The sequence below is a fragment of the Brevundimonas sp. P2_A6 genome (assembly GCF_056404975.1).
In genome coordinates this window covers 208,392-227,639 of sequence record NZ_JBFUCZ010000003.1, presented here as the reverse complement: position 1 = coordinate 227,639, position 19,248 = coordinate 208,392, and the positions used below count along the sequence as shown (strand labels likewise).

The window sequence follows — 19,248 nt, the reverse complement described above, 5'->3', positions numbered from 1 at the left end:
CGGGGAGGAGACGCGGCTCCTCAGCCTTGGTTCCAGCCCCCGGCCAGCGCCTTGAACAGGGCGATCTGGTAGGTGGTGACCAGGGCGTCCGACTGGGCCAGGGCGGCATCGGCCGAGGCCTCTGTGCGCTGGGCATCGAGCACGGTGAACAGACTGTCGGCCCCGGCATCGAACCGCAGGCGGGCCAGGCGCGACGCATTGGCCGCCTGATCCCGGGCCTGGGTCAGGGCCGCGCGGCGGTCCAGCTCGTTGGCGTAGTTGGTCAGGGCGGTTTCCGTCTCTTCGAGCGCGGACAACACCGTCTGGTCGAAGGTGGCCAGCGCCGCGTCGGTGCGGGCGTCCGCCGCCTCGATCCGGGCGCGAGCCGCCAGCACGTTGGGGAAGCTCCAGCTGATCAGCGGTCCGAACGAGAACCGGTAGGAGCTGTCGTCCGAGAGGTCCGAGGCGTCCAGCGCCGTCGAGCCGATCGACCCGCCCAGGGAGATGGTCGGAAACAGGGCGGCGGTGGCCACGTTCACGCGGGCGGCGGCGGCGGCCAGATTGCGCTCGGCCTGGCGGACATCGGGGCGCCGGGCGAGCAGGGCCGCGCCGTCGCCGACCGGAATCGGCTGGGTCAGTTTGGGTGGACGCTGACAGGCGCGGGCGGCTGTACTGGCCTCGGCCGGGGTGACGCCGGTCAGGGTGGCCAGGCGGAACAGGGCCCCGTCGCGCTGGGCCCGCAGGCTCGGCAGCTGGGCGCGGGTCGAGGCCAGCTGGGCCTGGGCGCGCGAGGTGTCGAGCGCCGTGCCGGCTCCGCCTTCCAGCAGGCGCTGGGTCAGGTCGGCGGTGTTCTGCTGCAGGCCCAGGGTGCGCTCGGCGACCGCGATCTGGGCATTGGCCGAACAGGCGTCGGCATAGGCGCGGGTGGTCTCGGCGGCGACGGACACGCGGATGATATCCAGCGCGGCGGCCTGGGCATCCGCATCGGCGCGGGCGGCGCGGATGGTGGAGGCGACGCGGCCGAACAGGGCGATCTCGTAGGAGGCGTCGAGGCCGACGTCATAGATGTCGATCTCGGGCGCATCCTGACCGGCGGGCAGGCCCACGGCGGTGGCCGACGAGGACTGGCTGCGCGTGGCCGAGGCCGAGGTGTTGGTGGTCGGCAGCAGGCCCGACCGAGCTTCCGACAGGCTGGCCCGGACGGCCCGCAGATTGGCGACGGCGGCCTCCAGCTGGTTGTTCTGCGCGAAGGCCTGTTCGATCAGGCCGTCCAGGGTCGGGTCGGCATACAGCCGCCACCAGTCGCTGCGCGCCTCGGCCGAGGTGGTCGCGCCGGCGGCGGACCCGAGTGGAGAACTCACGAAGGCACCCGACGCGAGGGGGGGGAGAGTGGCGTCGGGCGCCTTCGGCCCCACCGCGCACGCCGCCAACAGGGCGGAGGCCGCGCAGGCGGTCAGGAGGGGGGAAAGACGGGTCGAGATCATGTGGCGTCTCCCGTGCGGGGTGCCGAAGGCACCGGGCCGGAGGGGGCGTTGACGGGTGGGTGGTCCTGACCATGCAGGTCGGTCTTGGATGGGCTGTGCGGGATACGCGCGGCCAGACCCCGGCAGATCACATAGAAGACCGGCGTGAACAGCAGGCCGAAGACCGTCACCCCTATCATGCCGAAGAAGACCGCGGCCCCCAGCGATCGGCGCATCTCGGCCCCGGCGCCCTCGGCCAGCACCAAGGGCAGCACGCCCAGGATGAAGGCGAAGGAGGTCATCAGGATGGGCCGCAGGCGGATGCGGGCAGCCGCGACGGCGGCGTCCCAGCGGTTCATGCCGTGCTCCTCCTGCTGCTTGGCGAACTCCACGATCAGGATCGCGTTCTTGGCCGCGAGCGCGATCAGCACCACCAGCCCGACCTGGACCAGGATGTTGTTGTCGAGCCCCAGGGCGTTGACCCCCAGCATGGCGGCCAGCAGACACATCGGCACGATCAGGATGACGGCCAGCGGCAGGGTGAAGGCCTCGTACTGGGCGGCCAGCACCAGGAAGACCAGCAACACCGCGACCACGAAGATGATCGTCGCGCCGCCCGCGGCCTGTTTCTCCTGATAGGCCAACCCGGTCCATTCGTAGGAGAAGCCGGGGGGCAGGGCCTTGGCCGCCATGTTCTCCATGATCGTCAGGGCGGAGCCGGAGGACACCCCGGGCGCGCCCTGACCTTGCAGCTCGGCCGCCGGGAACAGGTTGTAGCGGACGATCCGCGACGGACCCGAGCTTTCGCGCAGCGTGGCGACCGAACCCAGGGGCACCATGGCCCCCGAGGACGACCGGACCTTCAGATTGCTGATGTCGGCCATGTCGTCACGGTAGGCGGGTTCGGCCTGGGCGACGACGCGGAAGGTCCGGCCCAGCATGTTGAAGTCGTTGACGTAGGACGAGCCGAGATAGATCCCCATGGTCTCGAAGACGGCCGAGGGCTGGACGCCCATCATCAGGGCCCGGTCACGGTCGACGTCGGCCTCGATGCGGGGCGAACCGGTGTTGTAGGTCGAGAAGACCTGGGTGACCTCGGTCGGAGCCTGGGCCGCCGCGCCCATCATGGCGAAGGTGGCACCCTCCAGCGCGCCATAGCCGGCGGCCGAGGTGTCCTGGATCATCATGGCAAAGCCGTTGCCGGTGCCCAGGCCCTGAACGGCCGGGGGCGCGATGACGAAGATGTTGGCGTTCTGGATGCCCGAGGCGGCCCCGGTGATCGCGCCGGCCAGGGCCGTGGCCGTGGTCTCGCGCGTCGTCCGGTCCTCATAGTCGTTCAGGCGAACGAAGATGGTCGCGGCGTTGGACCCGAACGAAAAGCTGGTGCCGTCCAGACCGGCGAAGGCCACGGTGCCGTCGACACCCTCGGTGCCCTCGATGACCTTGCGGGCCCGGTCCATGACCGCGTTGGTGCGCTCCAGCGACGACCCGGCGGGCAGCTGGACGACGCCGATCAGGAAGCCCTGGTCCTGGTCCGGGATGAAGCCGGACGGCGTGTCGATCAGCCGCCACGTCGTCAGGCCCAGCAGGCCAGCATAGATGATCAGCATGACGGCCACTGTGCGGACCAGACGACTGGTCACGCGACCATAGCGGTCGGACAGCCAGTCGAAGCCCTCGTTGAACTTCCGGCCGGCCCAGCCGGCATAGTAGCGCGCCTGACCCAGGCGCGTCCGGGGCCGGGCGGCCTCCTCATCGTGATCCTTGTGCGGCTTCAGCAGAAGGGCCGCCATGGCCGGGGACAGGGTCAGGGAGACGAACAGCGAGGTCACCGAGGCCGCCGCGATGGTCACGGCGAACTGGCGATAGAAAATGCCCGGTATGCCCGGCACGAACATGGTGGGGATGAACACCGAGACCAGCACCAGGCCGATGGCGATCAGGGCCCCGGACACCTCCTGCATGGACTTGTAGGCGGCATCCTTGGGCGACAGGCCCTCTCGGACATATCGCTCGACGTTCTCGACCACGACGATCGCGTCATCGACCACGATCCCGACCGCCAGCACCAGCGCCAGCAGGGACAGGGAGTTGATCGAATAGCCGAGCGCCAGCTGCACCGCGAAGGTGGCGACCAGGGCGATCGGGATGGCGACGATCGGGATGATCGCGGCGCGCCACGACTGCAGGAAGATCAGGACGACCAGCACGACCAGGATGACCGCCTCGATCAGGGTGTGCTGAACCGACTCGACCGAGGCCGCGACGAATTCCGTCGGGTTGTAGGGAACGCCGATGTCCAGGCCTGCGGGGGCTTCGGTCTTCAGCTTCTCGACCTCGGCCAGCACGCGGTCGGCGGTGCCCAGGGCGTTCGCCCCCGGCTGCTGGACGATGGCGATGCCGACCCCGCGGACCCCGTCGAAATAGCCCTGGATGCCATAGTCCTGCGCACCCAGTTCCACCCGCGCGATGTCGCGGATACGGGTCACGCGACCGTCGGCGTCGGTCTTGACGGCGATGTCGGAGAATTCTTCGGGGCTCGACAGGCGGCCCTGCACCTGGATGGGCTGCTGGAAGGCGGCGGCGTTGGTGGCGAACGGCGGCTGGCCGATCGACCCGGCGGCGGCCTGGATGTTCTGGCCGCGCAGGGCCGTGGTGATGTCCGACGCATTCAGACCGCGCGCGGCGGCCTTGGCCGGATCGATCCAGACCCGCATCGAATAGTTGCCGCCGCCGAAGATGGTGACGTTGCCCACGCCCTCGATCCGCAGCAGGCGGTCCCGCAGGGTCGAGTTGGCGTAGTTGCCGATATAATCGCTGTTCAGGCTGCCGTTTGGCGAGGTCAGGCCCAGGATCATCAGGAAGCCGGATTCCTGCTTGTTTACGATGACGCCGACCTGGCGCACGGCTTCCGGCAGGCGGGGCTCGGCCAGGGCGACCCGGTTCTGGACCAGCACCTGGGCGTTATCCAGATCGGTGCCGGGCTGGAAGGTCACGGTGATGGCCACCGTTCCGTCCGAGGTCGAGGACGAGGACAGATACAGCATCCCCTCGACGCCGTTGACCTCCTGCTCGATCGGCGCGGCCACCGTCTCCGCCAGGGTTTCGGCCGAGGCACCGGCATAGGCGGTGTTGATGGTGATCGTGGGCGGCGCGATGTCCGGATACTGCGCCAGCGGCAGCAGCGGATAGGCGAAGATGCCGACCAGCGTGATGAACACCGACAACACGGCCGCGAAGATCGGCCGGTCGATGAAGAAGCGCGAGATGTTCATGCGTCGGGCCTCAGTCGCCGATGGCGACGGATTGAGTCAGGGCGGCGGCGGAGGTGCCGGTCGCGGCGGGCGGCGCGGTGGTGACCGGCACGGTCTCCTGACGCGGCTGGCGGGCGATCCGGCCGTTGGTCGGCTTGACCTTCATGCCCGGCATGGCGCGCTGCAGGCCGTCGATGATGATGCGATCCGTCGGCCGGATGCCGGATCGGATGACCCGAAGGCCATCGACCAATGGTCCCAGCTGGACCGGCGTCGGCGTGACCGAGCCGTCGGCGGCGACCACCGAGACGACGCGGCGGGCCTGATCCGTGCCGATGGCCGAATCCGGCACCAGCAGGGCGTCATAGGCTCCGGCTCCGGCGACACGGCCTTGCGCGAACATACCGGGCTTCAGGAAGCCGTCGGCGTTGGGGATGACGGCGCGCAGGCGGATGGTGCCGGACGCCGGATCAATGGCGTTGTCGGTGAAATCCAGCGTGCCGGAACGGGTGAAGTCGCTTTCGTCCTGAAGCCGGATGCGGACCGGAGCCGAGCGACCGGCCCGCGCGTCGCGCTGGTATTTCAGCAGCAGGGCCTCGGACCCCTCGAACACGAAATAGATCGGCGAGGACGAGACGATCGTGGTCAGCAGGTCGCCGGCGGACGATCCGCCCGCGACGACATTGCCCGGATCGACGCGGCGATCCGAGACGCGGCCAGACGCCGGGGCCGTGACGCGGGTGAACTCCAGGTCCAGCTGGCGGGCACGGACGGCGGCCTGGGCCGATGCGACGGCGGCCTCGGCCTGCTGAACGGCTCCGCGATTGGTGTCGACCTCGGCCTGGCTGACGGCCTGGCTGGCCAGCAGCCCTTCGGACCGGGTCAGGTTGGTGCGGGCCAGCGACAGCTGGGCCTGCGCCTGGGTCAGGGCCGCGCGGGCGGCGGCCAGCTGGGCCTGGGCTGGACGAGCATCCAGGGTGAACAGCAGCTGGCCACGCCGGACGTAGTCGCCGTCACGGAAGTGAACCGCCTGGACGAAGCCGCCGACCCGCGCGCGAACCTCGACCTGGCTTGTGGCCTCGAACCGGCCGGTGAAGTCGTCCCAATCGACGACGCGTTCGGCCAGCGGCACGGCCACGGTGACGGGTGCCGCCGGGGGCGGTCCCTGGGCCTCCGATCGTTGCGAACAGCCATAAAGCGCGCCCGTCACGAGGACGGACACGGCGACAATCTTCAGCCTGCGCATGCGCGCACTCTCCCGGTTGGGTAGAAATCCCTGTCATGGCGCGACCGGATGCATGTGGGGGAGCCACGGTCATCGCCTGTTGACTTAGATGCGGTGAACGGCCTTGCTTGTCAACAGACGATGACATGTCCATAGAGGGGGTGGGGCTAAAGGAGATCACATTGAGTTTCGTCGCCTGCCATCGACCGCGAAACGCCGCCGCCACGCGAGAGGCGATCCTGAGCGCCGCGACTCGTCAGTTCACGGCCGAAAGCTACGATCAGGTCGGCATTCGCGACGTTGCGGGCGAGGTTGGCGTCGATCCGGCCCTGATCTCCCGCTACTTCGGATCCAAGGAGGAGCTGTTTCGCGCGGTCATCGACGACTGCGGTAGCGGCACCGACATCACCGAAGGCGACCGGGCCACGTTCGGCGAGCGGATCGCGGACGACATCGTCTATGGCGAGCGCAAGGAGAGCAAGCTGGCCTGGCTGCTCCTGATGCTTCGCTCTGCGTCCTCGGCCAAGGCGTCCGAAGTGATCCAGAAGGCCTGCACCGAATCCTTCTATCAGCCCTTCACCGAGTGGATGGGCGGTCGCGACGCGGCCGTGCGCGTCCGGATGGCGGCGGGGCTGATGATGGGCATGACCGTAGGCCGCGATCTTGTGGGCGGCATGCAGTTGACGCCCGAGGAATGCGCCAGTCTGAAGACCCGCCTGGCCAGGGTCCTGCAGGATCTCGTCGACGAGTGATCCGCCGACGCACATTGCCATTCCGTAATCCAGTGGTGCTTGCGCCGCGTCGTTCGATCCTTAAGGTCGGGACCGGCTGTTTCGGATACTGACGGGGTTGCGGATGCGTGGATTGTTTCTGGCGGCGATGAGCCTGGTCGCGGCCCTGTCGGCCGGTGCCGCCTTCGCCCAGGTCAGCGTCGGGCCGGTCCAGCAGACCACCGGCACGTTCGAGGACAAGTTCCGCCAGTTCGAAGGCGAGGACTGGCCCAGCCCCACTGACTATCGCGCCGCGTCCGGCGCGCCCGGCTTCCGCTACTGGCAGCAGAAGGTCGATTACGATATCGACGTCTCGCTGGACGAGCCGACCCGGACCCTGACCGGTACCGAGACCGCCACCTACACCAACAACTCGCCGGACCGGCTTGGCTATCTGTGGCTGCTGCTGGACCAGCAGAACTATCGGCGGGAATCGATCGCCGAACGCACCCGCACGGTCGGTGACGCGGCCACCGTCAGCGCCAATGAGGTCCTGCGCGTGCAGCGCTTCCAGGAATGGGAGGGTGGCTTCAACGACCTGAAGATCACAGGTCCCGACGGCCAGAACCTGACCTATACGATCACCGACACACTGCTTCGCATCGATCTGCCGCAGACGCTGGGGACAGGCGAGAGCTTCACCTTCACCATCTCCTTCACCCTGCCTTTGCCCGAGACGAACGTGGTCGGCGGGCGATCCGGCTATGAGTGTTTCAACAAGGCGTGGGAGGACGGCAACTGCATCTTCCTGGCCGCGCAGTGGTTCCCGCGCCTGGCGGTCTATTCCGACTATGAGGGCTGGCACCAGGCGCAGTTCCTGGGGTCCGGCGAGTTCACGCTGGAGTTCGGCGACTACGACGTCTCCATCACCGCTCCCTCCGATCACGTCGTGGCCGCGACGGGCGAACTGGCCAATCCCGAAATCCTGTCCGAAGCCCAGCGCTCGCGCCTGGCCCAGGCCCGCACCGCCGACGAGCCCGTCTATATCGTCACCCCGGCCGAGGCCGCTGCGGCCGAGGCCTCGCCCGCGCGATCAGGCACCCGCACCTGGCATTTCGTGGCCGACAATGTCCGCGACTTCGGCTGGGCCGCCAGCCGCAAGTTCGTGTGGGACGCCATGGGCGTGGATCAGGATTCCGCCGAACATCCGGTCGTCATGGCCATGTCGTTCTATCCGAAAGAAGCGCGCCCGCTGTGGGACGCCTATTCGACCAAGGCCATCGCCCACACCCTGGACGTCTATAACCAGTTCGCCCTGACCTATCCCTATCCGACGGCGCAGTCGGTCAACGGTCCGGTCGGCGGGATGGAATATCCGATGATCACCTTCAACGGGCCGCGCCCGGTGCGAGGCGACGACGGGTCCCTGACCTATACCGAGCGCGCCAAGACCGGCCTGATCGGCGTCGTGATCCACGAGGTCGGCCACACCTATTTCCCGATGATCGTCAACTCCGACGAGCGTCAGTGGACCTGGATGGACGAGGGGCTGAACAGCTTCCTGCAGTTCGAGGCCCAGAAGCTGTGGGATCCGGACTTCCCCTCGCGCGGCGAGCCCCGCGATATCGTCGAATACATGATCAGCCAGGACCAGGTGCCGATCATGACGCAGTCGGATTCCCTGCTTCAGTTCGGCAACAACGCCTATGCCAAGCCGGCGACGGCCCTGGTCATCCTGCGCGAGACCGTCATGGGCCGTGATCTGTTCGACCGGGCTTTCCGCGAGTACGCCCAGCGCTGGATGTTCAAGCGGCCGACGCCCTACGACTTCTTCCGGACCATGGAGGAGTCGTCGGGCATGGATCTGGACTGGTTCTGGCGCGGATGGTTCTACACCACCGACCACGTCGACATCTCGCTGGACAACGTGGTGCGCGTGAACCTGCAATCCACCGACCCGGACGAGCGCGCCCGGGCCGACCGCGAGCGGTTCCAGCAGCAACCCGTCAGCCGCACCGCCGCCGTCAATCAGGAGGCCGGCATCCAGACCGTCATCGAGCGCGATAGCGGCGTGCTGGACTACTACGACGAAACCGACGCCTTTACCGTCACCGCCGCCCAGCGCCGCGACGCCGCCTCGGCCGCCGCTCGGGCCGACGCCGACCGCCAGCGCGCCCAGGGGTTCCGCGACAACATCTATCGCATGACCTTCTCGAACGTCGGCGGACTGGTCATGCCGGTGATCGTCAAGATGACCTTCTCGGACGGCTCCAACGAGACGGTCCGCATCCCGGCCGAGATCTGGCGTCGCAATAGCCAGCGGGTGATCTGGCAATACACATCGCCCAAGACCCTGGTGTCGGCCGAACTGGACCCGCTGTGGGAAACGGCGGATTCGGACCGCTCCAACAACGGCTTCCCGCAGTCGATCGTGCCCTCCGTCGTGCCGCTGGCCCCGGTGGGACCGCAGGGTCAGAACCGGATGCGCGACGACGATCGTCGGGTCAGCCCCGACAGCCTGCGCACCCGTCCGGCCTCGTGATGGCGGGTGCGGGCTTCAGGATCGGGCGACGCGCGCTGATGGGCGGGCTGATGCTCATGGGCGGTCTGATCGCCGCGCCCGCCTCTGCGCATCGCGGCCATGCCGGGCTGACCGTGGTGGAGATTGATGCCGCGACGGGTGCGGTGCGGGTCACCCACCGCTTCTATGCCCACGACGTGGAGCCCGCCCTGGTCTCCATCGCGCCCGAGGCCCAGCCGTCGCTGGACGACCCCCGGGCTGTCGCCGATCTGGAGGCCCACCTGGGCGCGCGTTTCCGGCTGGACGTCGATGGTCACGGCGTGGATCTGACGCATGACGACACCCTGCTGGCGGGGGACACGGTGCGCGTCGGGTTCTCGGGCATCGCGACGGCCGAACCGGCGGTGCGCGCTGTCACCGTGGATCTGGATTTCTTTCCCGGCGTCTTCGACGACATGGAGCAGCAGGTGAATGTGCGCACCGGGGGTGTGACCCGCACGGTCCTGTTCCGTCCCAACTCGGCGGTGCAGACGGTGCGCTTCGGAGGCTAACCCTACCGCAAGGGTCGAAATTGCCCTGTAAGCGGCCATCGCGTCTTTTTTTGGAAATTTTTACCGGTTTGCGGTTGTGCGGCGCAGCGTTCTCTGCGCTTATGTCGGGGTAGCCAAGGAGGCGGCCGTGAGCCACTCGACCCGTCACACCCCGATCCGTTCGACCGCCCGTGCGGTCGCGACCCCGCGCGCCAATGTCGCGCCCGCTGCCCTGGCCACCCTCATCCTCAGCGTACTCGTACTCCTGCTCTCCGGAGCGGCGTGGATGCAGCTGACCTGAACCCAATCAAAATCAGGACCGCAAGCCGCCACCCGCTCCCGCAAGGAAGCGGGTTTTTTCATGCCCGAAGCAGACCCCTCTTTCAGATCGCTCCGCTCCCATGACGCAAGATTTCACCCCGGAAGACACCGCGCCTTCACCCCGGCGACGTAGCGCCGCCGTGACCGGTGGAGCCAACCGCGCCGCCGCCCGCAGCTATCTGCGGGCCGCCGGCATGGACGACGCCGATTTCGACAAGCCGATGATCGCGGTGGTCAACACCTGGTCTTCGGTGACGCCGTGCAACATGCACCTGGACCGTCTGGCCAGGGACGTGCGCGCCGGCATCGTCGCGGCGGGCGGGTTTCCGATCGACTTCAACACCATCGTCGTCACCGACGGCATCTCGATGGGCACGCCGGGCATGAAGGCTTCTCTGATCTCCAGAGAGGTCGTCGCCGACTCGATCGAGCTGGCGGTCCAGGGGCACCAGCTGGACGGCGTCGTCTGCATCGTCGGCTGCGACAAGACGATCCCGGCGGCCGCCATGGCCCTGGCCCGGATGGATATCCCCGGGCTGGTCTATTACGGCGGCACCATCATGCCGGGCCGGATCGGATCGGCCGAGATCTCGATCCAGGACGTGTTTGAGGCGATCGGTGCCCATGGCGCGGGCACCATCGACGACGCGCAGCTGAAGATCGTCGAGAGCGCGGCCTGTCCCGGCGCCGGAGCCTGTGGCGGTCAGTTCACCGCCAACACCATGGCCATGGCCCTGTCGATGATGGGCCTGTCGCCGATGGGGGCCAACGACGTGCCCGCGGTCGATCCCGCCAAGGGTGCCGAGGGTGAACGCTGTGGCCGCATGATCGTCGAGCGGGTCTTCGCGGGCGACACGGCGCGGAAATACATCACCCGCGCCAGCCTGAAGAACGCGGCCGTCGCGGTTTCGGCGTCGGGCGGATCGACCAATGCGGTCATGCACCTGACCGCCATCGCGGCCGAAGCCGGTATCGAGTTCGGCATCGAGGACTGTCACCAGGCCTGCGCCGAGGCCCCGGTCATCTGCGACCTGAAGCCCGGCGGCCGCTTCCTGGCCTCGCACCTGTATGCGGCGGGCGGCACGCGCCTGGTGGCCCAGCGACTGGCGACGGCCGGCAAGATCGTGAACACGCCCACCGTCAGCGGTCGCAGCCTGTTCGCCGAAGCCGCCGAAGCAGAAGAAGCGCCGGGCCAGCAGGTCGTGACAACCATCGACGCCCCGGTCATGGCGCGCGGCTCCTATGCCGTCATCCACGGCGACCTGGCCCCCGAGGGCGCGATCATCAAGCTGGCCGGCCACGCCATCGACGTGTTCGAGGGCCCCGCCTGCGTGTTCGATTCCGAGGAAGACGCTTTCCACGCCGTTCAGGACGGATCGGTCGGCGAGGGCGACGTCATCATCATCCGCTACGAGGGGCCCAAGGGCGGGCCGGGCATGCGCGAGATGCTGCAGGTCACGGCGGCGCTGAAGGGCCGTGGCGTCCAGAACGTCGCCCTGCTGACCGACGGCCGGTTCTCGGGGGCCAGCTATGGCTTCGTCGCCGGGCACATCTCGCCGGAAGCCGCCGTGGGCGGGCCGATCGCCCTGGTCCGCGACGGCGACATCATCACGATCGACGTCACCAACCGCCGCATCGACGTGGCCGCCGATCTGACGCTGCGCCGCGCCGCCTATTCCATTCCGCCCCTGAAGCCCGCGACCGGCGTCTTCGCCAAATATCGGGCCCAGGTCGCCTCGGCCTCGCAGGGTGCCGTCACCATTCCCAACCCGCCGCCGGCTCAAGTTCCGGTCCACGCCAAGCAAACCCAGGAAGCCTGAGCCATGCAAATCTATACCAACGACGATATCCGTCCCGGCGCCATCGCCGGTCAGCGCATCGCCATCATCGGCTACGGCTCGCAAGGGCGCGCCCATGCGCAGAACCTGAAGGAGTCGGGCCACGACGTGATCGCGGGCGTTCGTCACGGCGGCAAGGGCTGGAGGCATGCACAGGCCGACGGCATCGTCACCGCCGAGCCCGCCGATGCCGTCAAGGGCGCGGACATCATCGCCATCCTGACCCCCGACATGGCCCAGGCCGAGATCTACAAGACGGTCATCGAGCCCAACGCCAGGAAGGGCGCAGCCATCCTGTTCGCCCACGGCTTCTCGATCCTGTACGGCCGCGTCGCGCCGCGTAAGGACATGGACGTGATCCTGGTCGCGCCCAAGGGTCCGGGCGATCTGGTCCGTCGCGAATACGCACGCGGCCGCGGCGTCCCCGCCCTGTTCGCGGTCGAGCAGGACGCGACCGGCAAGGCGCGCGACCGGGCCATGGGCTATGCCAAGGGCATCGGCGGCGCGACCGGCGGCCTGCTGGAAACCTCGTTCAAGGAAGAGACCGAGACCGACCTGTTCGGCGAACAGGCGGTCCTGTGCGGCGGGGCCAAGGAACTGGTCATGGGCGGGTTCACCACTCTGGTCGAGGCCGGCTACCAGCCCGAGATCGCCTACTTCGAATGCATGCACGAGCTGAAGCTGATCGTGGACCTGTTCTACGAAGGCGGCATCACCAAGATGAACGAATTCATCTCCGAGACGGCCAAGTGGGGCTCGGTCTCGTCGGGTCCGCGCGTCATCAACGCCGAGACCCGCGCGCGCATGAAGGAGATCCTGAACGAGATCCAGGACGGCACCTTCGCCCGCGAATGGATCGCCGAGAACGAGGCTGGTAAGGGTGCCTACGATGCTCTGGTCAAGGCCGACGGCGATCATCTGATCGAGTCGGTCGGGGCGGGCCTGCGCGAGCGCATGGCGTGGCTGCACGCGCCCAAGACCGCCGAAGCGGCCTGAACGCGCGAGAGCCTGAGTACACGCTGATGACCGCCGCCGCCGCCCTGATACCCACGACCGACACCGCGCCCCGGAGCGGTGCGCGGCTGCTCGTCCAGACCCTGGAGCGGCTGGGTGTGGACGTGGTGTTCGGCTATCCCGGCGGCGCAATCATGCCGGTCTATGACGCCCTGACCGGTTCGGGCCTGAAGCATATCCTGGTCCGTCACGAGCAGGGCGCCGCCTTCGCCGCCGACGCTTATGCCCGGGCGACCGGCAAGGTCGGGGTCTGCATGGCGACCTCGGGTCCGGGGGCGACCAACCTGATCACCGGCATCGCCAATGCGATGATGGATTCGGTGCCGATGGTCTGCATCACCGGCAATGTCGCGACCCATCTGATGGGCACCGACGCCTTTCAGGAGATCGACATCCTGGGCGTCACGCTGCCGATCGTGAAGCACTCGTGGGTCGTTCGCGACCCGGCCGACGTGCCCGCCGTCATCGAGGAAGCCTTCCACGTCGCGCGGTCGGGTCGGCCGGGTCCTGTGCTGGTCGATCTGCCCAAGGACGTTCAGGTCGGCATGACCTCGGACGACTTCGGCTTTCATTATCCGAACGATATCGCGCCGCTGGACCACGCCGCCATCGCAGAGGCCGAGACCCTGATCCGCGCGGCCGAACGCCCGCTGATCTACATCGGCGGGGGGATAAAGATCGCGGGTGCCGTCGAGGCGTTGCGCGACTTCGCCGAGCGGACCGGCATCCCCTCGGTCTCGACCCTGAACGCCCTGGGATCCGTCCGTACCGACGCCCCGGGCTTCCTGGGCATGCTGGGGATGCACGGCACCAGGGCCGCCAACGAGGCGGTGCAGGACAGCGATCTGCTGATCGTCTTCGGTGCCCGGTTCGACGACCGCGCGACAGGCAAGCTGAACGCCTTCGCCCCCCATGCGAAGGTCGTCCACTTCGACATCGACCCGGCCGAGATCGGCAAGCTGCGCGCCGTCCACGTCCCCGTCATCGGCGACCTGAAGGCGGGCCTCGAGGCGCTGACCGCCCGCGTCGCCACCTCGCATCTGGCGATCGATCCCTGGATTATCCGCTGCACGTCGTCGGCCAGACGCAACGCCTTCCGCTACGACGCGCCGGGCGAGGGGGTCTATGCGCCCGCCCTGCTGAACGAACTGTCCAAGGCTGCGGGCGACCGCTTCGTCGCCGCCTGCGACGTGGGCCAGCACCAGATGTGGGTAGCCCAGCACTGCGAGTTCGCCTGGCCTGAAGCGCACCTGACCTCGGGCGGTCTGGGCGCCATGGGCTACGGCCTGCCCGCCGGCCTGGGGGCCAAGATGGCGAACCCGGACGCCCACGTGGTCACCATCTCCGGCGACGGCAGCTTCATGATGAACATCCAGGAGCTGGCGACCCTGCGCCGCTATGGCGTCGCGCTGAAGATCGTCCTGCTGGACAACGCCAGCCTGGGCCTGGTGCGCCAGTGGCAGGAGCTGTTCTTCGCCGAGAACTATTCCGAGGTCGATCTGTCGGACAATCCCGACTTCGTCGCCGTGGCCCAGGCCTTCGGCATCGAGGCCTTCATGATCGACCGTCGGGATCAGGTCACCGACGGCATCGCCCGTCTGCTGGCCGCGCCGGGACCGTGCCTGATGCACGTCCTGATCGACCCCAAGGAAAACGTCTGGCCGCTTGTCCCCCCGGGCAAGTCCAACGGCGAGATGATGCACGACACGCGCTTCGAAGGAGACATGTGATGACCGACACCATCCAGATCCAGATCGACCGGGCCGACGGCTCGCTCCAGCGCCTGATCGGTCTCGTGGAGCGTCGCGGTTTCCATATCGACGGCATGTCCCTGTCGGACGAAGGCGCGATGCGCCGGGTTCAGCTGCAGGTTCGCGGCCGTGACGCGGGCCGCTGCACCGAGAACCTGGGCCGCCAGATCGACAAGCTGATCGGGGCGACGCGGGTCGGCTTCGCACCGGTCGCCTACGCCTATCGGGACAGTGTGGCGGCATGACCTCCGAACCTCGAGTACCGCACGATCCGAATCGCGTGGTGGTCTTCGACACCACCATGCGCGACGGCGAACAGGCCCCGGGCTTCTCGATGTCTCCGGCCGACAAGGTCCGCATGGGCCGCCAGCTGAAGGCCCTGGGCGTCGACGTCATGGAGGCCGGTTTCGCCGCAGCCTCTCCGGGGGACGAGGACTGCATCCGCGCCGTGGTCGGCGAGATGGCCGAGGACGACTCCGGCCCGGTGTTCTGCTCTCTGTCGCGCTCGAACGAGGCCGACATCGACGCCTCCTATCGCGCCCTGCGGGGAACGAAGCGCCGGCGCTGCCACGTCTTCATCGGCACCAGCCCGATCCATCGTGCCGCCAAGCTGAAGATGACGCCCGATCAGGTGCTGGCCCAGGCCGTGCGGTCGGTCGAATACGCCCGCACCCATTTCCACGACGTCGAGTTCTCGGCCGAGGACGCGATCCGCACCGAGCCGGAGTTCCTGGCCGAGGTGCTGGAGGCTGTCAGCGCGGCGGGGGCCTCGACCCTGAACGTGCCCGACACCGTCGGCTATGCCACGCCGGACGAGATCGGTGCGCTGTTCCGGTTCCTGATCGCGCGGATCAGGCCGCGCTCCCCGCACGTCGTCTTTTCGGCCCACTGCCACAACGACCTGGGTCTGGCCGTCGCCAACAGTCTGGCGGCGATCGAGGGCGGGGTGCGGCAGGTCGAATCGTCCATCAACGGCATCGGCGAGCGGGCCGGCAATGCGGCGCTGGAAGAGGTCGTCATGGCGCTGCGCACGCGCGCCGAACGCTATGGCGTCACAACGGGCATCGACGCGACCAGACTGCTCGAGACCAGCCGCCTGCTGAGCGAGATCACTCATTCTCCGATCGTGCGCAACAAGGCCATCGTCGGCATCAACGCCTTCGCTCACGAGGCCGGCATCCACCAGCACGGCATGTATGCCGATGCGCGGACGTACGAAATCATGCGTCCCGAGGACGTCGGCTTCTCCGGCAGCTTCTTCGTGCTGGGCAAGCACTCGGGCCGCACGGCGGTGCAGAAGCGGGCCGAGGTCCTGGGCTATCCCCTGGTCGGCGACCACCTGACCGACGCCTTCGCCGCGTTCAAGACGCGCGCCGACGAGATCGGCGAGATCGACGACAAGGCGCTGATCGCCATCTGCACGGCGACGCAGAGAAGGGCCGAGCATGTCGCCGCCTGACTCGCGCGCGGCCCGCACCCTGTTCGACAAGGTCTGGGACCGGCACGTCGTCGTGCCCGAAACGGCTGAGACGCCGGGCGTTCTCTATGTCGATCTGCATCTGGTCCACGAAGTCACCAGCCCCCAGGCCTTCACCGAGATCGAGGCGCGGGGCCTGAAGGTGCGGCGTCCGGACCGGACCTTCGCCACGCTGGATCATTCGACGCCGACGCTTCCGGCCGGGCTGAACGGGCTGAAACCTTATGTCACCGCCGAGGCTGAGGCTCAGGTGCATCGGCTGGAGGCCAACTGTGAAAGGCACGGCATTTCGCTGGCCGGATGGGAGTCTTCCGAGCGCGGGGTGGTCCACGTCATGGGGCCGGAGCTGGGCCTGACCCAGCCGGGCATGACCGTCGTCTGCGGCGACAGCCATACGGCGACCCACGGCGCCTTCGGGGCCCTGGCCTTCGGCATCGGCACCTCCGAAGTCGGCCATGTGCTGGCGACCCAGTGCCTGTTGCAACGCAAGTCCAAGGCCATGCGCGTGACCGTGAACGGCGCCCTGACGCCCGGCGTCTCGGGCAAGGACGTGGCGCTCGCTGTGATCGCCCATCTGGGCTTCGGCGGCGGCACGGGCTTCGTCATCGAATATGCCGGCGAGGCGGTCCGGTCGCTGGACATGGAAGGGCGAATGACCCTGTGCAACATGTCGATCGAGGCGGGTGCCCGCGCGGGCATGATCGCGCCGGACGCCGTGACCATCGACTGGCTGCGGGGACGCAAGCACGTCCCCGTGGACTATAAGGCGAAGGCTGCCGAGTGGCTGACGCTGGCGACCGATCCGGGCGCGGTGTTCGACGCGGAAGTGACGCTCGACGGTGCCGCCATCCGCCCGATGGCGACCTGGGGCACGACGCCGGACGCCGCTTCTCCCATCGGATCGCGTGTGCCGGAGCCACGGTCGGACAGCGACCGCAAGGCCCTGGCCTATATGGGCTTCGAGGCCGGGCAGGCGACGACCACTCAAGCCGTCGATGTCGTGTTCATCGGCAGCTGCACCAACGGCCGTCTGTCCGACCTGCGCGCGGCCGCCCAGGTGCTGCGCGGGCGCCAGGTGAAAGCCGGCCTTCGCATGCTGGTCGTGCCGGGCTCCGAGGCGGTGCGTCGCGACGCGGAAGCCGAGGGCTTGCACACCGTCTTCACCGAGGCCGGCGCGGAATGGCGCATCCCGGGCTGTTCGATGTGCATCGCCATGAACGGAGACATCGTCGCGCCAGGCCAGCTGGCCGTGTCGACCTCGAACCGCAATTTCGAAGGCCGTCAGGGCAAGGGCGCGCGCACCATCCTGGCCAGTCCGGCGACGGCGGCGGCCTCGGCCGTGGCCGGGGTGCTGACCGATCCGCGCGTCTATCTGGAGGAGGCGGCCTCCCTCAAGCAGTCGAGCGCCGCGCGCGAGACGGTAGGGAGCTACAATGCCTGAGCCGCTGAAAGTTCTCACGTCCCGGACCCTGGTCCTGACCCAGGCCAACATCGACACCGACCAGATCATTCCGGCGCGGTTCCTGACCACGACCGAGACGACCGGCCTGGGGGCGAAAGCCTTCTACGACTGGCGTTACGAGGCCGACGGCTCGGCGCGGCCCGAGGCGGTGCTGAACCGCATCGATCCCGCCGACCACCGCATCCTGGTGGCCGGCGACAATTTCGGCTGCGGGTCGTCGCGCGAGCACGCGCCCTGGGCGCTCTACGACTACGGATTCCGCGCGGTGATCTCGACCTCGATCGCCGACATCTTCACCTCGAACGCCCTGAAGAACGGCTTCCTTCCCGTCGTCGTCGATCTGGCGACCTGGGAGGATCTGGTCGCCAATCCCGAACAGGTCGTCACCATCGACCTGGAGGCGGGCGAGGTCCGTCGCGGCAACCATCCGCCGGTCGCCTTCACCGTCGAACCCTTCGCCCGCCAGTGCCTGCTGGACGGCGTCGACACGCTCGGCTGGCTGCAGAAGTCCATGCCCGCCATCGAAGCCTATGAACGAACTCACTTTCCGGAGACAGCATGATGTCCAGCCCCAAGTCCTACACCATCGTCCTGTTGCCCGGTGACGGGGTCGGCCCAGAGGTTACGGCGGCGGCGCGCGACGTACTCCGCGTCATCGGCGACTTCTATGGCCACAGCTTCACCTTCGCAGAGCATCTGATCGGCGGCGCGGCGATCGATGCGACCGGCGATCCCCTGCCGCCCGAGACGGTCGCCGCCTGTCAGGCGGCGGATGGCGTTCTGCTGGGCGCGGTGGGTGGGCCCAGATGGGACGGCGGCGCGCGGCGTCCCGAAGAAGGTCTGCTGGGTCTGCGCAAGGTCCTGGGTCTGTTCGCCAACCTGCGTCCGTTGCAGGTCTCGCCCGTCATGGCGCACCGGTCGCCGCTGAAAAGGGAGATCGTCGAGGGCGTCGATCTGATCGTGGTCCGCGAACTGACGGGCGGGGTCTATTTCGGCGAGAAGACCCGCACCGACACCATGGCTTCGGACCTGTGCATCTACAGCGTCGCCGAGATCGAGCGCGTTACGCGCGCCGCGTTCAAGATGGCCCTGCAACGTCGCGGCAAGGTCACCTCGGTGGACAAGGCCAATGTGATGGAGACCAGCCGGCTGTGGCGCGAGGTCGTGACCCGCATCCACGCCGAAGAATTCCCGCAGGTGACGCTGGAGCACGCCCTGGTGGACTCCATGGCCATGCATCTGATCCGCAAGCCCCGGGACTACGACGTCATCCTGACCGAGAACATGTTCGGCGACATTCTCTCGGACGAGATTTCGGTCCTGGGCGGATCGATCGGCCTGCTGCCCTCGGCGTCGCTGGGCGAATCCGGCCCCGGCCTGTTCGAGCCGATCCACGGGTCCGCCCCCGACATCGCGGGTCAGGACCTGGCCAATCCGGTCGGCACCATCCTGTCGGCGGCGATGATGCTGCGTAACAGCCTGCATCTGGAGGACGAAGCCTCGTCCATCGAGGCGGCGGTGGCGGCGGTTCTGGCGGCCGGCGCGACGACGGCGGACCTGGGGGGCGCACTCGGCACGCGCGCGGCGGGCGAGGCCGTCATCGACGCCATTCGGGCCATCCACTGGGCCGCCGCCCACCGCGTTCAGATGCACTGGGGTTAATGATTTCGTCATATCGCCGTCATGTGAAAACATGATGCGCT

General features: G+C 68.1%; 15 protein-coding genes. 12 read left to right on the top strand and 3 right to left on the bottom strand.

Annotated elements, in window-relative coordinates:
* Positions 1-20: 20 nt before the first annotated feature.
* From AC1DW4_RS10075 to AC1DW4_RS10065, 3 genes are read right to left on the bottom strand one after another with little or no spacing between them, the layout of a single operon-like run.
* Complete coding sequence (locus AC1DW4_RS10075) at positions 21-1,463, bottom strand: efflux transporter outer membrane subunit (protein ID WP_477017125.1); 1,443 nt, start codon at positions 1,461-1,463, stop codon at positions 21-23.
* Complete coding sequence (locus AC1DW4_RS10070; RefSeq protein WP_477017124.1) at positions 1,460-4,717, bottom strand: efflux RND transporter permease subunit; 3,258 nt, start codon at positions 4,715-4,717, stop codon at positions 1,460-1,462. The genes AC1DW4_RS10075 and AC1DW4_RS10070 overlap by 4 nt, the downstream gene beginning before the upstream one ends.
* A 10-nt stretch (positions 4,718-4,727) precedes the next feature.
* Entirely contained in the window at positions 4,728-5,942 is a 1,215-nt protein-coding gene (locus AC1DW4_RS10065; RefSeq protein WP_477017123.1) for an efflux RND transporter periplasmic adaptor subunit, read from the bottom strand.
* Between the two features lie 161 nt (positions 5,943-6,103).
* Here AC1DW4_RS10065 and AC1DW4_RS10060 point away from each other — a divergent pair, with 161 nt between their 5' ends.
* From AC1DW4_RS10060 to leuB, 12 genes are all read left to right on the top strand, one after another.
* Positions 6,104-6,673: a TetR/AcrR family transcriptional regulator gene (locus tag AC1DW4_RS10060; RefSeq protein ID WP_477017122.1), complete on the top strand. Its 570-nt coding sequence runs from the start codon at positions 6,104-6,106 to the stop codon at positions 6,671-6,673.
* Between the two features lie 103 nt (positions 6,674-6,776).
* Positions 6,777-9,173 carry a M1 family metallopeptidase gene (locus AC1DW4_RS10055; RefSeq protein ID WP_477017121.1) on the top strand — a complete coding sequence of 799 codons (2,397 nt, stop codon included), beginning with the start codon at positions 6,777-6,779 and terminating at the stop codon, positions 9,171-9,173.
* Positions 9,174-9,223: 50 nt separating this feature from the next.
* The gene (locus AC1DW4_RS10050) at positions 9,224-9,703 is read left to right on the top strand and encodes a DUF6702 family protein (protein ID WP_477017120.1); all 480 of its coding nucleotides are present in this window, start codon (positions 9,224-9,226) and stop codon (positions 9,701-9,703) included.
* A gap of 127 nt (positions 9,704-9,830) precedes the next feature.
* On the top strand, positions 9,831-9,983 hold the full coding sequence (locus tag AC1DW4_RS10045; RefSeq protein WP_477017119.1) for a hypothetical protein: 153 nt from the start codon (positions 9,831-9,833) through the stop codon (positions 9,981-9,983).
* Positions 9,984-10,083: 100 nt separating this feature from the next.
* Positions 10,084-11,823, top strand: coding sequence for a dihydroxy-acid dehydratase (gene ilvD, locus AC1DW4_RS10040; RefSeq protein WP_477017118.1), 1,740 nt, complete (start codon positions 10,084-10,086; stop codon positions 11,821-11,823).
* 3 nt (positions 11,824-11,826) lie between these two features.
* Complete coding sequence (ilvC, locus tag AC1DW4_RS10035) at positions 11,827-12,837, top strand: ketol-acid reductoisomerase (RefSeq protein ID WP_477017117.1); 1,011 nt, start codon at positions 11,827-11,829, stop codon at positions 12,835-12,837.
* 26 nt (positions 12,838-12,863) lie between these two features.
* Positions 12,864-14,585, top strand: a complete 1,722-nt coding sequence (gene ilvG / locus AC1DW4_RS10030) for an acetolactate synthase 2 catalytic subunit (protein ID WP_477017116.1) — start codon at positions 12,864-12,866, stop codon at positions 14,583-14,585.
* Positions 14,585-14,851 carry an ACT domain-containing protein gene (locus AC1DW4_RS10025; RefSeq protein ID WP_477017115.1) on the top strand — a complete coding sequence of 89 codons (267 nt, stop codon included), beginning with the start codon at positions 14,585-14,587 and terminating at the stop codon, positions 14,849-14,851. Before ilvG ends, AC1DW4_RS10025 begins: the two co-directional genes overlap by 1 nt.
* Positions 14,848-16,065 carry a 2-isopropylmalate synthase gene (locus AC1DW4_RS10020; protein ID WP_477017114.1) on the top strand — a complete coding sequence of 406 codons (1,218 nt, stop codon included), beginning with the start codon at positions 14,848-14,850 and terminating at the stop codon, positions 16,063-16,065. The genes AC1DW4_RS10025 and AC1DW4_RS10020 overlap by 4 nt, the downstream gene beginning before the upstream one ends.
* Positions 16,052-17,524, top strand: coding sequence for a 3-isopropylmalate dehydratase large subunit (gene leuC / locus AC1DW4_RS10015; protein WP_477017113.1), 1,473 nt, complete (start codon positions 16,052-16,054; stop codon positions 17,522-17,524). Before AC1DW4_RS10020 ends, leuC begins: the two co-directional genes overlap by 14 nt.
* Entirely contained in the window at positions 17,517-18,107 is a 591-nt protein-coding gene (gene leuD / locus AC1DW4_RS10010) for a 3-isopropylmalate dehydratase small subunit (RefSeq protein ID WP_477017112.1), read from the top strand. Before leuC ends, leuD begins: the two co-directional genes overlap by 8 nt.
* A complete protein-coding gene (gene leuB / locus AC1DW4_RS10005; RefSeq protein WP_477017290.1) occupies positions 18,107-19,207 on the top strand; it encodes a 3-isopropylmalate dehydrogenase in 1,101 nt (366 codons plus the stop codon). The genes leuD and leuB overlap by 1 nt, the downstream gene beginning before the upstream one ends.
* The last annotated feature ends 41 nt before the right edge of the window (positions 19,208-19,248 follow it).

What these genes read in the sequence shown, in the direction of transcription:
- AC1DW4_RS10075 (WP_477017125.1), bottom strand. Translation starts at nt 1,463, where the DNA reads ATGATCTCGACCCGTCTTTCCCCCCTCCTGACCGCCTGCGCGGCCTCC.
- AC1DW4_RS10070 (WP_477017124.1), bottom strand. Translation starts at nt 4,717, where the DNA reads ATGAACATCTCGCGCTTCTTCATCGACCGGCCGATCTTCGCGGCCGTG.
- AC1DW4_RS10065 (WP_477017123.1), bottom strand. Translation starts at nt 5,942, where the DNA reads ATGCGCAGGCTGAAGATTGTCGCCGTGTCCGTCCTCGTGACGGGCGCG.
- AC1DW4_RS10055 (WP_477017121.1), top strand. Translation starts at nt 6,777, where the DNA reads ATGCGTGGATTGTTTCTGGCGGCGATGAGCCTGGTCGCGGCCCTGTCG.
- AC1DW4_RS10050 (WP_477017120.1), top strand. Translation starts at nt 9,224, where the DNA reads ATGCTCATGGGCGGTCTGATCGCCGCGCCCGCCTCTGCGCATCGCGGC.
- ilvD (WP_477017118.1), top strand. Translation starts at nt 10,084, where the DNA reads ATGACGCAAGATTTCACCCCGGAAGACACCGCGCCTTCACCCCGGCGA.
- ilvC (WP_477017117.1), top strand. Translation starts at nt 11,827, where the DNA reads ATGCAAATCTATACCAACGACGATATCCGTCCCGGCGCCATCGCCGGT.
- ilvG (WP_477017116.1), top strand. Translation starts at nt 12,864, where the DNA reads ATGACCGCCGCCGCCGCCCTGATACCCACGACCGACACCGCGCCCCGG.
- AC1DW4_RS10025 (WP_477017115.1), top strand. Translation starts at nt 14,585, where the DNA reads ATGACCGACACCATCCAGATCCAGATCGACCGGGCCGACGGCTCGCTC.
- AC1DW4_RS10020 (WP_477017114.1), top strand. Translation starts at nt 14,848, where the DNA reads ATGACCTCCGAACCTCGAGTACCGCACGATCCGAATCGCGTGGTGGTC.
- leuC (WP_477017113.1), top strand. Translation starts at nt 16,052, where the DNA reads ATGTCGCCGCCTGACTCGCGCGCGGCCCGCACCCTGTTCGACAAGGTC.
- leuD (WP_477017112.1), top strand. Translation starts at nt 17,517, where the DNA reads ATGCCTGAGCCGCTGAAAGTTCTCACGTCCCGGACCCTGGTCCTGACC.
- leuB (WP_477017290.1), top strand. Translation starts at nt 18,107, where the DNA reads ATGTCCAGCCCCAAGTCCTACACCATCGTCCTGTTGCCCGGTGACGGG.